Raw genomic sequence first — 15,283 nt, forward strand, 5'->3', positions numbered from 1 at the left:
GGGTTTTCAAAATATTTTCACAAAGGGCTTGCCAGGGTTCGGGGTTTTCACTAATATCTCGTCTCTCGCAACGACAGCGACGCGGCGAAAGCAGCGACGAAGGAGAGGCGAGACGGGCTGTAAAGCCCGGTGGTTGGCGGTTTTGATGCGAGCGAGTGGCTACGGCGACGAGCGAAGAAAGCGAAAAAAACTGTTGACGACGACGAGAAGCTGCGACATAATCTCACTTCTCTGCTGCTGATGCAGCGACGCAGAAAACGAAGCGACGGCGCGGTAAGTGTGCGACGAAGCGAAGTCAGATGCGATTGATCTTTAAAAATTGAACAACCGATAAGTGTGGGCACTCGATGAATAGTGCGTCTGCTTCGGCAGATTAGCTTTAAATTTATTGAGGCTCACATAGTAATAGGTAAGTTAAGTAATTAACTTGTCAGCATACTTTGAGAGCGACCGGTTCAAGTGATTTATCACGAAAACCGAAAACAGTAACAGGTTTAAACTGAAGAGTTTGATCCTGGCTCAGATTGAACGCTGGCGGCATGCCTTACACATGCAAGTCGAACGGCAGCACGGGTGCTTGCACCTGGTGGCGAGTGGCGAACGGGTGAGTAATACATCGGAATGTACCTTGTAGTGGGGGATAGCTCGGCGAAAGCCGGATTAATACCGCATACGCTCTGAGGAGGAAAGCGGGGGACCTTCGGGCCTCGCGCTACAAGAGCAGCCGATGTCAGATTAGCTAGTTGGTGAGGTAAAAGCTCACCAAGGCGACGATCTGTAGCTGGTCTGAGAGGACGACCAGCCACACTGGGACTGAGACACGGCCCAGACTCCTACGGGAGGCAGCAGTGGGGAATTTTGGACAATGGGCGCAAGCCTGATCCAGCAATGCCGCGTGTGTGAAGAAGGCCTTCGGGTTGTAAAGCACTTTTGTCCGGAAAGAAATCCTCTGGGTTAATACCTCGGGGGGATGACGGTACCGGAAGAATAAGCACCGGCTAACTACGTGCCAGCAGCCGCGGTAATACGTAGGGTGCAAGCGTTAATCGGAATTACTGGGCGTAAAGCGTGCGCAGGCGGTTTTGTAAGACGGATGTGAAATCCCCGGGCTTAACCTGGGAACTGCATTCGTGACTGCAAGGCTAGAGTATGGCAGAGGGGGGTAGAATTCCACGTGTAGCAGTGAAATGCGTAGAGATGTGGAGGAATACCGATGGCGAAGGCAGCCCCCTGGGCCAATACTGACGCTCATGCACGAAAGCGTGGGGAGCAAACAGGATTAGATACCCTGGTAGTCCACGCCCTAAACGATGTCAACTAGTTGTTGGGGATTCATTTCCTTAGTAACGAAGCTAACGCGTGAAGTTGACCGCCTGGGGAGTACGGTCGCAAGATTAAAACTCAAAGGAATTGACGGGGACCCGCACAAGCGGTGGATGATGTGGATTAATTCGATGCAACGCGAAAAACCTTACCTACCCTTGACATGTACGGAATCCTGCTGAGAGGTGGGAGTGCTCGAAAGAGAACCGTAACACAGGTGCTGCATGGCTGTCGTCAGCTCGTGTCGTGAGATGTTGGGTTAAGTCCCGCAACGAGCGCAACCCTTGTCCTTAGTTGCTACGCAAGAGCACTCTAAGGAGACTGCCGGTGACAAACCGGAGGAAGGTGGGGATGACGTCAAGTCCTCATGGCCCTTATGGGTAGGGCTTCACACGTCATACAATGGTCGGTACAGAGGGTCGCCAAGCCGCGAGGTGGAGCTAACCCCAGAAAACCGATCGTAGTCCGGATCGCAGTCTGCAACTCGACTGCGTGAAGCTGGAATCGCTAGTAATCGCGGATCAGCATGTCGCGGTGAATACGTTCCCGGGTCTTGTACACACCGCCCGTCACACCATGGGAGTGGGTTTTGCCAGAAGTAGGTAGCCTAACCGTAAGGAGGGCGCTTACCACGGCAGGATTCATGACTGGGGTGAAGTCGTAACAAGGTAGCCGTAGGGGAACCTGCGGCTGGATCACCTCCTTTCTAGAGCAAGCACTGGAAGTTGAGTGTTCACGCTTATCGGTTGTTGACTGCGTAGATCTAAGTCGGGTCTGTAGCTCAGGTGGTTAGAGCACCGTCTTGATAAGGCGGGGGTCGAAGGTTCAAGTCCTTCCAGACCCACCAAGCTAACCACCGCCTGACCAAGTCAGATGGTAACTGGCTTGAAATGGGGGCATAGCTCAGCTGGGAGAGCACCTGCTTTGCAAGCAGGGGGTCGTCGGTTCGATCCCGTCTGCCTCCACCAATTCCTTAGATCGCACATCGATGTCAGTCAAAAGCTTTTACGTCTGCAGTAAATCCCAATGGTGATGAAACGTGAATGTTTTTGAATGACAGCAATGTCATGCAGTATTTGTTCTTTAACAATTTAGAAGAAGTAGTAGTACAACGGAAGCGCGTTAGAGATGGCGCGTGGAAATTGTACGGGTTGTGATTGTATCAACCAGTATTTAAGTGATCGAAAGATGACTTGGAATACGGCACAACGCGATAACTCAACCTATAGCTGGAAGACATTCTGGTTATAGGGTCAAGCGAATAAGTGCATGTGGTGGATGCCTTGGCGATTACAGGCGATGAAGGACGCGATAGCCTGCGAAAAGTTGTGGGGAGCTGGCAAATAAGCATTGATCCACAAATGTCCGAATGGGGAAACCCGGCCTTTTAGGTCATCCTAGACTGAATACATAGGTCTAGCGAAGCGAACGCGGCGAACTGAAACATCTAAGTAGCTGCAGGAAAAAAAATCAACCGAGATTCCCAAAGTAGTGGCGAGCGAAATGGGACCAGCCTTCAAGATTTAGCACCGGTGTTATCAAAACGGAATGGAAAGTCCGGCCATAGTGGGTGATAGCCCCGTATGAGAAAACCCTGGTGTGGAACTAAGCTTGAGATAAGTAGGGCGGGACACGTGAAATCCTGTCTGAAGATGGGGGGACCATCCTCCAAGGCTAAATACTCGTAATCGACCGATAGTGAACCAGTACCGTGAGGGAAAGGCGAAAAGAACCCCGGGAGGGGAGTGAAATAGATCCTGAAACCGCATGCATACAAACAGTCGGAGCCTCGAAAGGGGTGACGGCGTACCTTTTGTATAATGGGTCAGCGACTTACATTCAGTGGCAAGCTTAACCGAATAGGGAAGGCGTAGCGAAAGCGAGTCCGAATAGGGCGTTCAGTCGCTGGGTGTAGACCCGAAACCAAGTGATCTATCCATGGCCAGGATGAAGGTGCGGTAACACGTACTGGAGGTCCGAACCCACTAATGTTGAAAAATTAGGGGATGAGCTGTGGATAGGGGTGAAAGGCTAAACAAACTTGGAAATAGCTGGTTCTCTCCGAAAACTATTTAGGTAGTGCCTCGTGTATCACCTTCGGGGGTAGAGCACTGTCATGGTTGAAGGGTCCATTGCGGATTACTTCGCCATAGCAAACTCCGAATACCGAAGAGTGCAATCACGGGAGACAGACATCGGGTGCTAACGTCCGGTGTCAAGAGGGAAACAACCCAGACCGCCAGCTAAGGTCCCTAAATATTGCTAAGTGGGAAACGAAGTGGGAAGGCTAAAACAGTCAGGAGGTTGGCTTAGAAGCAGCCACCCTTTAAAGAAAGCGTAATAGCTCACTGATCGAGTCGTCCTGCGCGGAAGATGTAACGGGGCTAAGCAATATACCGAAGCTGCGGATGCGAGCTTGCTCGCATGGTAGGAGAGCGTTCTGTAAGCCTGTGAAGGTGTCTTGTAAAGGATGCTGGAGGTATCAGAAGTGCGAATGCTGACATGAGTAGCGATAAAGGGGGTGAAAGGCCCCCTCGCCGTAAGCCCAAGGTTTCCTACGCAACGTTCATCGGCGTAGGGTGAGTCGGCCCCTAAGGCGAGGCAGAGATGCGTAGCTGATGGGAAGCAGGTTAATATTCCTGCACCGTCGTATGATGCGATGGGGGGACGGATCGCGGAAGGTTGTCCGGGTGTTGGAAGTCCCGGTCCCTGCAGTGGAGAAGGCGCTTAGGCAAATCCGGGCGCGTAATTCAAGGCTGTGGGGCGAGCGAACTTGTTCGCGAAGCAATTGGAAGTGGTTCCAAGAAAAGCCTCTAAGCTTCAGTCATACGAGACCGTACCGCAAACCGACACAGGTGGGCGAGATGAGTATTCTAAGGCGCTTGAGAGAACTCGGGAGAAGGAACTCGGCAAATTGGTACCGTAACTTCGGGATAAGGTACGCCCTTGTAGCTTGACTGGCCTGCGCCAGAAGGGTGAAGGGGTTGCAATAAACTGGTGGCTGCGACTGTTTAATAAAAACACAGCACTCTGCAAACACGAAAGTGGACGTATAGGGTGTGACGCCTGCCCGGTGCCGGAAGATTAAATGATGGGGTGCAAGCTCTTGATTGAAGTCCCGGTAAACGGCGGCCGTAACTATAACGGTCCTAAGGTAGCGAAATTCCTTGTCGGGTAAGTTCCGACCTGCACGAATGGCGTAACGATGGCCACACTGTCTCCTCCCGAGACTCAGCGAAGTTGAAGTGTTTGTGATGATGCAATCTACCCGCGGCTAGACGGAAAGACCCCATGAACCTTTACTGTAGCTTTGCATTGGACTTTGAACCGGTCTGTGTAGGATAGGTGGGAGGCTTTGAAGCAGGAACGCTAGTTTCTGTGGAGCCGTCCTTGAAATACCACCCTGGCTTGTTTGAGGTTCTAACCTAGGTCCGTAATCCGGATCGGGGACAGTGCATGGTAGGCAGTTTGACTGGGGCGGTCTCCTCCCAAAGTGTAACGGAGGAGTACGAAGGTACGCTAGGTACGGTCGGAAATCGTGCTGATAGTGCAATGGCAAAAGCGTGCTTAACTGCGAGACTGACAAGTCGAGCAGGTGCGAAAGCAGGTCATAGTGATCCGGTGGTTCTGTATGGAAGGGCCATCGCTCAACGGATAAAAGGTACTCTGGGGATAACAGGCTGATACCGCCCAAGAGTTCATATCGACGGCGGTGTTTGGCACCTCGATGTCGGCTCATCTCATCCTGGGGCTGTAGCCGGTCCCAAGGGTATGGCTGTTCGCCATTTAAAGAGGTACGTGAGCTGGGTTTAAAACGTCGTGAGACAGTTTGGTCCCTATCTGCCGTGGGCGTTGGAAGTTTGAAGGGGGCTGCTCCTAGTACGAGAGGACCGGAGTGGACGAACCTCTGGTGTACCGGTTGTCACGCCAGTGGCATCGCCGGGTAGCTATGTTCGGAAGAGATAACCGCTGAAAGCATCTAAGCGGGAAACTCGCCTTAAGATGAGACTTCCCTAGGAACTCGATTCCTTTGAAGGGTCGTTCAAGACCAGGACGTTGATAGGTCAGGTGTGGAAGCGCAGTAATGCGTTAAGCTAACTGATACTAATTGCCCGTAAGGCTTGATCCTATAACCAGTGTGTTTTCCCTGGTTTGAGTGACGTGTGTGCGCCAAATGGCGCTGATACATTCACAACCCAAACTACATGATGTACTACGCTTCTTCTGAATTGGTTTTGTTGCACGCCTAGTGCAGCAGAACATACAAGTTATGCCTGATGACCATAGCGAGTTGGAACCACCCCTTCCCATCCCGAACAGGACCGTGAAACGACTCCACGCCGATGATAGTGCGGATACCCGTGTGAAAGTAGGTAATCGTCAGGCTCCCCTAAAAACCCCTTGCTACAACGCGTAGCAAGGGGTTTTTGCTTTGTGCGCGTCCAATGGCTCAAGGGATACTTCCTTTGAAATTCCCCGCGCGATTCATCGGCTTGGGGAGCCTCGGCAGCATGATGTGAAATTCCCGATAGATCGGCGTCCATTTCTCGCTTAGCATTCGACCACGGGGTTAGTGAAGTTCGTGGAGAGAAACAGGTGGTAAATCAGGATCGGGGCATGCGCCACGCAAAGTGGTGCGCAAGAACGGCATATTTCGGTGCCGCAATGGTCATGTCGGGAATTGTTGGATGCACCTCGCCAGGCGCATCTTCAACGCGCACCTCGACAATCGCCATGCAGATGCAAAGCAACGAAATTGCTCCGCTTTCCGCTGCCGTGAATTCAGAGGGATTGCCCCCGCATTGGGAGACTTATCTGGTCACCCGGAAAAAGAGGCTCACCGACTACCAGCAAACTACCGATAGTGATGGAATTGCCGTAGTTCGTGCAACCGTCGATGGGTCGGCATCCGGAATCGCTCAAAAGCTCGACATCCCCGTGTATCCCGGCGCGAAATTGACATGGCGTTGGCGTGCCGATGCCATGCCCGCCAAGGCCGATATTCGTACGAAGCAATTCGACGACGCGCCTGTACGCATCGCGCTCGCATTCGATGGCGATGGGGCGAAACTCACCGTACAGGATCATTTGCACAGAGAACTGGCCCGCTTGGTGAGTGGGCGAGAATTGCCCTTCGCGACGTTGATGTACACGTGGGGAGACGACAAGTTCGCTGCGGATGAGGTCATCGCGAATCCCTATACCGGACGTATCCGCTCCGTAGTTGTCGAGCGTGGGGAAGCGAATCTCGGGAGATGGCAGACCTATTCCCGTGATATCGCCAAGGATTACGAGAAGGCATTTGGCGAGCCTCCGGGACGTCTGATTGGTATCGCCATCATGAGTGATGGCGACAATACCCAGTCGAAGTTCACGGCCTGGTACGGTGACATCCGCTTGGAAACGGACGGCATCCCCACGACTACCGCCGCTAAATAGGTAGCTTGGGCGGCCTCCGGCGACGTTGAGAAAGAAAAGGCCGGCATGTCATTTGCCGGCCTTTTTATTGAAATCCGGACGACCGGATCACAACAGCTTACTGATCGCGTCCAAAATACGTTTCGACCAGTTTCACCCAATAGGTGCCGCCGAGTGGGAGCAGGTCGTCGTTGAAGTCGTAGCTGGCGTTGTGCAGATTGCATGGCCCGAGGCCGTGCCCCGAGTCTCGGTGCGTGCCGTCGCCATTGCCGATGAATACATAGGCACCGGGCTTTTCGAGGAGCATGAACGAGAAATCCTCCGCGCCCATCGTCGGTTCGACCTTGTCGTTGACGTTTTCGTCACCGACTACCTCGCGCATAACGTCGGCACATAGTGCCGCCATGGCCGGGTCGTTGATTGTCGGCGGATAGTTGCGGTGGAATTCGATTTCCGCAGAACAGCCGAGGCCCTTGGCGACGAACTCGGAAATCTCGCGCAGACGCGATTCAATGAGATCTAGCACTTCGATCGAGAACGTGCGGATCGTACCGCCCAGCCATGCCAGATCGGGCACCACATTTGTAGCATCGCCCGCATGGATCTGCGTGATGGACAGCACTGCGGCGTCGATCGGGCGTTTATTGCGCGTGATGATGCTCTGCAAGGCCTGCGCCACCTGAACGGCTGCAATGACCGGATCGATCCCCGCATTCGGAATGCCTGCGTGGGTCCCCTTGCCGCGAATGGTGATCTTGAATTCGTTGCTCGAGGCCATCATCGGGCCCGGCGTTACTGCAAAGGTGCCGGTCGGCACGCCCGGCCAGTTATGCATACCGAACACAGCCTGCATAGGGAAGCGTTCGAACAGGCCATCCTTGATCATCTCGCGTGCCCCGCCGCCACCTTCTTCGGCCGGTTGGAAAATCAGATAAACAGTGCCATCGAAATTGCGGTGCTTCTGAAGATATTGCGCTGCGGCAAGCAACATCGCCGTATGGCCATCGTGGCCGCAGGCGTGCATCTTGCCATCATGTTTGGACGCGTGTTCGAACGTGTTGGCTTCATGAATCGGCAGGGCATCCATGTCGGCGCGCAGACCGATAGCACGGTCGCTGCTGCCATTCTTGATGATGCCGACGAGCCCGGTTTTACCCAGTCCGCGATGGATGGGGATGCCCCACTTGGTCAACGTCTCGGCAACGACGTCGGACGTACGCTTTTCTTCGAAACAAAGTTCGGGGTGCGCGTGAATGTCGCGTCGGATAGTCTGAATTTCGCCGCGAGCGGCGTCGATTTCTGGAATGAGCTTCATGACGGGGATTCCTGCAAGACGCAATGGCTCATCTTACCCCTAATAGCCTGGGCTGGCATCCTGGTAGGAAATGCCCGAACCAAGCCTCGGATGTATCTGGAAATATGCCGCGAATGCCCGTGTGGCGGGGCGAGGCGAGAACGAACGTAATACAATGGCGCCAGCGTCCCACCGTTGCAGGACGCAGCAATTCGGTAGAGAGAGGAATAGTTCCATGACGACCAACACCCATGTCGTTCGGGCCGCATGCCCGCATGACTGTCCCGATACATGTGCGTTGCACGTCACCGTGGAAAATGGCGTCGCGATCAAGGTCCAGGGGGATCCTGACCATCCGACGACGAAGGGCGTCCTGTGCACGAAAGTCTCGCGTTATACCGAGAGAACCTATCATCCGGATCGCCTGTTGTATCCGCTCAAACGCGTCGGCCCGAAAGGCGGTGGGCAATTCGTGCGGGTCAGTTGGGATCAGGCGCTCGATGAGATTGCCGCCCGACTGAGCGCCATTGCAGCGCGCGAACCCGAGGCCATCCTGCCTTACAGCTATGCCGGTACGATGGGATTCGTGCAGGGCGAATCGATGGCTGCGCGTTTCTTCAACAAGCTTGGGGCGTCTGAACTCGATCGCACGATCTGCGCGAGTGCAGGAGCGGCGGGGCTGCGATACACCTACGGAGCAGGCGTTGGCATGCACGTCGAGCATTTCGTCGACAGCAAGCTGATTCTGATCTGGGGCAGCAATCCGATTACGTCGAGCGTCCATTTCTGGGCAATTGCGCAGGAAGCGAAGCGCCGTGGCGCGAAGCTGATCGCCATTGATCCCTATCGTTCGCTGACTGCCGAGAAATGCCACCAGCATATTGCTTTGTTGCCGGGTACGGATGCCGCATTGGCACTGGGCATGATGCACGTGCTGATTGCAGAGGATCGGGTCGATCACGAGTACATTGCCCGGTATACGGTGGGTTATGCCGAGCTTAAGGACCGTGTGCGGAGCTATACACCAGCGCGTGTTGCGCAAATCTGCGGCATCAGCGAGGAGACGATCACAACGCTGGCGCGCGAGTATGCGAGCGCGAAACCCGCGGCGATTCGGCTGAACTACGGTATGCAGCGCGCCAAAGGCGGTGGTCAGGCAACACGCGCCGTCGCATGCCTTCCGGCACTGATCGGCGCCTGGCGCGATCCGGCCGGAGGGATGCTGATGTCGACGTCCGGCTACGCGCCTGTCGACGCGATGGCGCAGGCGCGTCCGGATCTGCGGCCTCAGCAGGGCAAGCCGGCACGCGTGGTCAACATGAGCGCCATTGGCGATGCGCTTTGCCACCCGGGCGACGAATCGTTTGGTCCGAAGATCGAAGCGCTGGTGGTCTATAACAGCAACCCCGTTGCGGTGGCTCCCGAGTCGGGCAAAGTTGCTGCCGGCTTCGGCCGGGAGGATCTCTTTACGGTAGTGTTGGAACATTTCCAGACCGATACCGCCGATTATGCCGACTTCGTATTGCCGGCAACGACGCAGCTCGAACATCTGGATATTCACAAGGCATACGGACACACCTACCTGCTGGCGAACAATCCGGCGATCGCACCGCTCGGTGAAGCCAAGCCCAACTCGGAAATCTTCCGTCTCCTGGCGCAACGTATGGGGTGGCAGGATCCCTGTTTCTCCGACACCGACGATCAACTGGCAGAGCAATCCATTCGTTGGAACGATGCCCGCATGGCAAACAGTGACTGGGAGACCCTCAAGCGCGATGGATGGATTCGCTATGATCTTCCGGAGGCGCCATTTGCGAACGGGCAATTCTATACGCCATCGGGTAAATGCGAGTTCTATTCCGAACGCATGTTGCAGGAGGGCTTCGACCCATTGCCCGATTGGGTGCCACCGTATGAATCGGTCGCCAGCAATCCTGAATTAGCGGCCCGCTATCCGCTGGCGATGATCTCTCCGCCGGCGCGCAATTTCCTGAATTCGAGCTTCGTGAACGTCGATAGCCTGCGAGCATCGGTCGGCGAACCGACTCTGGACATCCATCCGTCGGACGCTGCCCCTCGTGGCATTGTGGACGGCGTTGGCGTTCGGATTTTCAATGATCGCGGCACGCTAAACGCCAAGGCCAGGGTCACGGAGAAGGCGCGCGAGGGGGTCGTCGTCGGCCTGTCTATCTGGTGGAAAAAGCTCGCGCCGGACGGCAAGAACGCCAACGAAGTCACGAGCCAGCAACTCACCGATCTTGGCCGTGCGCCGACGTTCTACGATTGTCTGGTCGAGGTTGCACCGGTATAAGCCCGGTGGATTTCAGGCTAACGTCGAGGGCCTCGCGATGCCGATCTTGTTTGAGATGGGGATGACGTTTTGCCGCTGGCGGGGTCGTGCGCTCGTGGCGATAGTGGCAGGATCGAACCTGCTGCTCGGTCTGGGCGGGTGTAGTCAGGTTGGCTATTATGCCCAATCGATCAACGGGCACTTTACCGTGCTGCATGAGGCGCGACCTGTGTCGGACCTGCTGGCCGATCCATCGATCGATTCGCGATTACGTACGCGCCTTGTCGACGCGGAGCAAATTCGCAGCTACGCGGTATCGGCGCTCGGTGAACCGGATAACGGGAGTTATCGCAGCTATGCGGACCTGAAGCGTCCGTTCGTTGTCTACAACGTCTTCGCGGCCCCTTCGCTCTCGCTCAAGCTACGGGAGTCCTGCCTGCTGGTTGTCGGCTGCGTCGAGTACCGCGGCTACTATTCACGCGAATCTGCCGAGGCCTATGCCGCCGAGTTGCATCGCGACGGTTGGGAAACATTCGTTGCAGGCGTTCCAGCGTATTCCACGCTCGGCTATTTCGACGATCCGCTGCTGAATACCTTCATTTATCTTCCGCGTGCGGAAGTGGCGCGAATGATCTTTCACGAGCTTGCCCACCAGATTTTATTTGTCCGAGGCGACACGGCATTCAATGAGTCGTTTGCCGTGACGGTGGAGACCGTGGGTGTCCAGCGCTGGCTCGCGGCGCACCCCGAGGCAGCGATGGACTATGAGCGATACGACGCGCACCGGCGTCAGTTCCGGAAGCTAGTGGAAAGTTATCGCAAACGTCTGGAAGCGCTCTACGCTGGTCCGGAAGCGGATGCAGAGAAAGCGGCTGGCAAAGAGGCCATCTTCGAGCGCATGCGCGCCGACTATGAGGCGTTGAAAGCGTCCTGGGGGGGATATAAGGGCTTCGATCTATGGTTTTCCACCGATTTGAACAACGCGAAGATTGGGTCCTTCGCGACGTACAACCAATGGGTGCCAGCATTCATGGCGCTGCTCGCACGGCAGCACGGCGATTTGCCCAAGTTTTACGCAGCAGTCAAAGCCATGTCCAAACGACCGGAAGCCGAGCGCAACGAGGCACTCGCCGTGCTGGATAAGACCCCGGAGGCGGCTATGGCACGAGCTTCGCTGGAACGCCCAATGCAGGCGGGGCGATAAGCCAAATTGCGCAGTCCCTCGCTTTTTCCAGGCGGGTCACCGTTGAACACGCGACTCGCAGTGCCAAACCGCATTCGGCGACTATGGCGCGCTAACCGATCACGGACTTCAGGTCTCCCAGCAACGCGTAGAGCTGCTGTTGGCGATCTTCCGGCAACTGCCCCAAACGCTGCTCGATCCATGTCTCGTGCGCCCGGGCCATATTGGAGAACGCTTTTTTGCCGCGGGGCGTGAGTTTGATCAGGAAGGCACGCCGGTCGTTGACCACCGTCTCGCGCGTCACCCAGCCTTCTTTCTCCAACTGATCAGTGATGCCGGTGACATTCCCGCCAGTGACCATCATCCGCTTGCTCAATTCGCCCATCTTCAGGCCTTCCGGATGGCGGTCGAGCTGTGCCAGCAGGTCGAAGCGCGGCAATGTGCAATCGAATTCCTGGCGCAAACGCGAACGGATATCCGTCTCGATCATGTTCGCGCAAGTGAGCAGCCGCAACCACAGACGCAGGGCGTCGTGCTCGCGATCGTGGGCTCGCGTTTCGAGATCGAGAGAGTCGGAGTCGGCGAGGCTCATGGTCGGGGAATAAAATTTACAGTATGGAAATTTTAGGTTTGAAATAAACGCTCGGTCAAGCTGGGGGTGCTACGAGGTCGGAGACATTTTTCAGAGGCAGGGGATCCGGTCGCAGCAATAAAAAAGGGCACCCGAAGGTGCCCTTTCGTCAAACAAAGACTAAGTGACAGAAGCTGTCAGCTTAGAACTTGTGACGGATACCAGCCGTGACTGCGAACTGATTCGAGCTGTTCGAGAAGCCCAGACCGTTCAACGAAGCGCCACCAGGAGCGTCGTCGTTGGCGTGTTGCCACAGACCAACCAGGTACGTGTCCGTGCGCTTCGACAGGAAGTAGTCGACGCCCAGGTTGACTTGGTGGTACTTCGGCGACGTGCCGTTCTTGCTGCCAATCGCACCGTTGATCGTCGACCACGTGTACGTGTACGAAGCGCCCAGTTGCAGAGCCGGGGTCAGCATGTACTTAGCATTCAGTTCGGCGTTGTCGAACTTCCAGCTGCCGCCACCGATGTATTGGTACACGCTGTGGGCGTACACCAGACCGATGGTAGCCGGGCCGAAGGCGTACGAACCGCCTGCCGATGCGATCCATGCCTTGTCGCTAGCGCCGCCAGCCGTCATGGCCGTCGTCGTGTCGCCCGAACCCGTGTTAGCCAGCACGCCCGAACCGTTGCTGCCCGGCGAACCGAGGTACAAGTAGCCAGCGCCGAACGACAGCGGGCCGTTAGCGTAGCCTGCGCCGAACGAGTAAGCGCGGTTGTTAGCGAAGCCCGTACCCGTCGTGCCGTTGTTGGCCGAGTTCGAGAAGCCGTACATACCGCCAGCGCTGAAGCCGCCGTAGTTGACCGACGTGTACTTGACACTGTTGTTCACGCGGAACGAGTTGTTCAAGTTGTCGTTATCGAACGGGTGAGCGCCCGCGAACGTCGACCATTGGCTGCCCGAAGCGTACGGACCAACGAAGTCAACCACGGAGTCGTACTGACGACCGATGGTCAACGTACCAGCCGTTGCGCTGCTCAGACCAACGTAAGCTTGACGACCGAACATGCGACCGTTCTGGCCCAGCGTGCCGTTGCCCAGGGTGAAGCCGTTTTCCAACACGAAGATCGCCTTCAGGCCACCACCGAGGTCTTCAGCACCCTTCAGGCCCCAACGCGAACCTTGCAGGTTGCCGTTGGCGAACTGGAAGTTCTTCGAAGCGTTACCCGTGCCAGCCAGGCTACCGCCAGTCTTGCTGACATACTGCACGCCAGCGTCGATGATACCGTACAGGGTCACGCTGCTTTGAGCGTGAGCAGCGCCAGCGAATGCGCCGAGCACACCCAGAGCGAGAAGCGACTTTTTCATTGAGTGATCTCCAAAGGATTGTGAGATTTGTTTAACAAGGTCACTAGTGATAACGTCCTTGCTAATCAACTTCGCGAGAAGTTGGACGTAATGTAACAAATTCAATGTGGGCGGCAAAGGAAAAGGCCGGTTTTACGCGGGTTTGCGGCATCCTTTGTTTCGTTTACGCAACAGCCCGGAAACCGGCGTCCAGCGGGGATTTCATGCGTTTGCGCCCGCGCAAGGCACGCCGGATAAAGGGGCGTATCATCGGCGGCGGACGCGAATGAATCGTCCTTTGTCCCACATTGTGAAAAATTGAGGTGAGTTGAAAGTACGATGTTCTCCGACAGCCTGATTTCCGAACTTGACCGCGGCCTGCGAGCGATTGCCGGTATTACCCAAGCTTCCCGCCCGACGCCTGCGCCTGCGACCTCTCTGGATGGCGACCCCGTTGGCGACGATGCCCTGACGTCGCAAGAGCGTCGTCATGTGGCTGGCCTCATGCGGGTGAACCACGTTGGCGAGGTTTGCGCACAGGCGCTCTATCAGGCGCAGAAGCTGGCAACGAAGCGTCCGGAACTGAGGGCGGCCTTCGAGCACGCCGGGAAGGAAGAAGAGGACCACCTCGCGTGGACGGCCCACCGTCTCTCGGAACTGGGTTCGCGCCCCAGCCTGCTTAATCCGCTCTGGTACGCCGGGGCGTTCGCCATTGGCTTCGTCGCAGGCAAGTGCGGCGACAAGGTCAGTTTGGGCTTCGTGTCGGAGACGGAGCGCCAGGTGGAGCATCACCTTGAGAGCCACCTGGACGATCTGCCGCCGCACGATCTGCGCTCGCGCGCCATCGTCGACCAGATGCGCATCGACGAAATCGAACACGGTCAGGCCGCGCGCGATGCCGGCGGGGTCGACCTGCCCGTGCCAGTGCAGCGAGTCATGCGTGCGGCCGCCAAGGTCATGACGACGACCGCCTACTATATATAGACAGAGCGTCTGCACGTCTCCCCGAAAGACCCCTACCTTCCCAGTCGATCTCCTCTTGCGCGACGCATGCCGGCCGGTAATTGCCCGGCCCTGTCACGGCGTGAGCGCGCACTACCCGGTATCGATAGTGCTGGCGGGCCTCCCACGAGGTGATGCCCAAAGTTTGAGGTTCCACTTTCACTATCGCAGTTATGTCTTTAATTTTCCTGACAAAATTCCGTTTTCCGGCTTTAGGAAAGTGAGCTAAGTCATTGTTCTGTCTGGCAAATTCACTCCTAAAAAAGGGTGAAAGGCTTGACCGGCCAAACACTCTCCTCTAAAGTGGGAAATAGTGTGAGAAAGTGTATTTTTGTGTGGTGTAAGGCACAAAATCTTTCTCGTTCGGCATGACGGGCAGGCGGACGAAACCTCACGGGAGCGCACGTGTTTCAGGGAGCCTCAGCACTTTCACTCGATGCAAAGGGACGGATGTCGATTCCGGCCCGGCATCGTGACGTGCTTCAAGGCGACGCTGAAGGCAAGGTGACGATCACCAAGCACCCCGACGGATGTTTGCTGCTGTTTCCGCGTCCCGAATGGGAAATCTTCCGCGGCAAGATCGCCGCACTGCCGATGGACGCGCACTGGTGGCGACGCATCTTCCTGGGCAATGCTGCCGACGTCGAGATGGATTCGGCGGGCCGTGTCCTGGTGGCGCCGGAGTTGCGTGCAGCTGCGGGCATGGACAAGGAAGTCATGCTGCTTGGCATGGGCAGTCACTTTGAACTCTGGGATGCCGCGACGTATGCCGCCAAGGAACAGGCGGCGATGGCGCAAGGTATGCCGGAAGCACTGAAAAACTTCACTTTTTGACAGATCAGGTGGTCCGACGA

The 15,283-nt window shown here is 56.2% G+C and carries 8 protein-coding genes, 2 tRNA genes and 3 rRNA genes; 10 read left to right on the forward strand and 3 right to left on the reverse strand.

Annotated features, from left to right (window positions below; all coding sequences use genetic code 11):
• The first annotated feature begins 496 nt into the window (after positions 1-496).
• From AT395_RS03090 to AT395_RS03115, 6 genes are all read left to right on the forward strand, one after another.
• Positions 497-2,029, forward strand: a 16S ribosomal RNA gene (locus AT395_RS03090).
• Between the two features lie 64 nt (positions 2,030-2,093).
• Positions 2,094-2,170: transfer RNA gene (locus tag AT395_RS03095), tRNA-Ile, on the forward strand.
• A gap of 45 nt (positions 2,171-2,215) precedes the next feature.
• Positions 2,216-2,291, forward strand: a tRNA-Ala gene (locus tag AT395_RS03100).
• A gap of 283 nt (positions 2,292-2,574) precedes the next feature.
• Positions 2,575-5,452, forward strand: a 23S ribosomal RNA gene (locus AT395_RS03105).
• 144 nt (positions 5,453-5,596) lie between these two features.
• Positions 5,597-5,709, forward strand: a 5S ribosomal RNA gene (gene rrf / locus AT395_RS03110).
• Together the 16S, 23S and 5S rRNA genes with 2 tRNA genes alongside form the textbook arrangement of a ribosomal RNA operon.
• A 231-nt stretch (positions 5,710-5,940) precedes the next feature.
• Positions 5,941-6,762 (forward strand): DUF3047 domain-containing protein, encoded by an 822-nt coding sequence (locus AT395_RS03115; protein WP_072632758.1) that lies wholly within the window; start codon positions 5,941-5,943, stop codon positions 6,760-6,762.
• A gap of 97 nt (positions 6,763-6,859) precedes the next feature.
• Here AT395_RS03115 and AT395_RS03120 read toward each other — a convergent pair whose 3' ends face one another.
• Positions 6,860-8,056 carry a M20 aminoacylase family protein gene (locus AT395_RS03120; protein ID WP_042113189.1) on the reverse strand — a complete coding sequence of 399 codons (1,197 nt, stop codon included), beginning with the start codon at positions 8,054-8,056 and terminating at the stop codon, positions 6,860-6,862.
• 214 nt (positions 8,057-8,270) lie between these two features.
• Between AT395_RS03120 and AT395_RS03125 the strand changes: the two genes are divergently transcribed.
• Together AT395_RS03125 and AT395_RS03130 are read left to right on the forward strand one after the other, a co-directional pair.
• Entirely contained in the window at positions 8,271-10,346 is a 2,076-nt protein-coding gene (locus AT395_RS03125; RefSeq protein WP_042113188.1) for a molybdopterin-containing oxidoreductase family protein, read from the forward strand.
• Positions 10,347-10,407: 61 nt separating this feature from the next.
• Positions 10,408-11,529, forward strand: a complete 1,122-nt coding sequence (locus tag AT395_RS03130; protein WP_042113187.1) for an aminopeptidase — start codon at positions 10,408-10,410, stop codon at positions 11,527-11,529.
• Between the two features lie 91 nt (positions 11,530-11,620).
• Here AT395_RS03130 and AT395_RS03135 read toward each other — a convergent pair whose 3' ends face one another.
• Both AT395_RS03135 and AT395_RS03140 read right to left on the reverse strand, forming a co-directional pair.
• Positions 11,621-12,100, reverse strand: coding sequence for a MarR family winged helix-turn-helix transcriptional regulator (locus AT395_RS03135; protein ID WP_039375674.1), 480 nt, complete (start codon positions 12,098-12,100; stop codon positions 11,621-11,623).
• Between the two features lie 181 nt (positions 12,101-12,281).
• On the reverse strand, positions 12,282-13,448 hold the full coding sequence (locus AT395_RS03140) for a porin (RefSeq protein ID WP_042113186.1): 1,167 nt from the start codon (positions 13,446-13,448) through the stop codon (positions 12,282-12,284).
• A gap of 318 nt (positions 13,449-13,766) precedes the next feature.
• Here AT395_RS03140 and coq7 point away from each other — a divergent pair, with 318 nt between their 5' ends.
• Together coq7 and mraZ are read left to right on the forward strand one after the other, a co-directional pair.
• Positions 13,767-14,411, forward strand: coding sequence for a 2-polyprenyl-3-methyl-6-methoxy-1,4-benzoquinone monooxygenase (gene coq7, locus AT395_RS03145; protein ID WP_048628055.1), 645 nt, complete (start codon positions 13,767-13,769; stop codon positions 14,409-14,411).
• Positions 14,412-14,834: 423 nt separating this feature from the next.
• Entirely contained in the window at positions 14,835-15,263 is a 429-nt protein-coding gene (mraZ, locus tag AT395_RS03150) for a division/cell wall cluster transcriptional repressor MraZ (protein WP_010806918.1), read from the forward strand.
• Positions 15,264-15,283 lie beyond the last annotated feature (20 nt).

The organism is Pandoraea apista (genome assembly GCF_001465595.2).
GTDB classification, from domain to species: Bacteria; Pseudomonadota; Gammaproteobacteria; order Burkholderiales; family Burkholderiaceae; genus Pandoraea; species Pandoraea apista.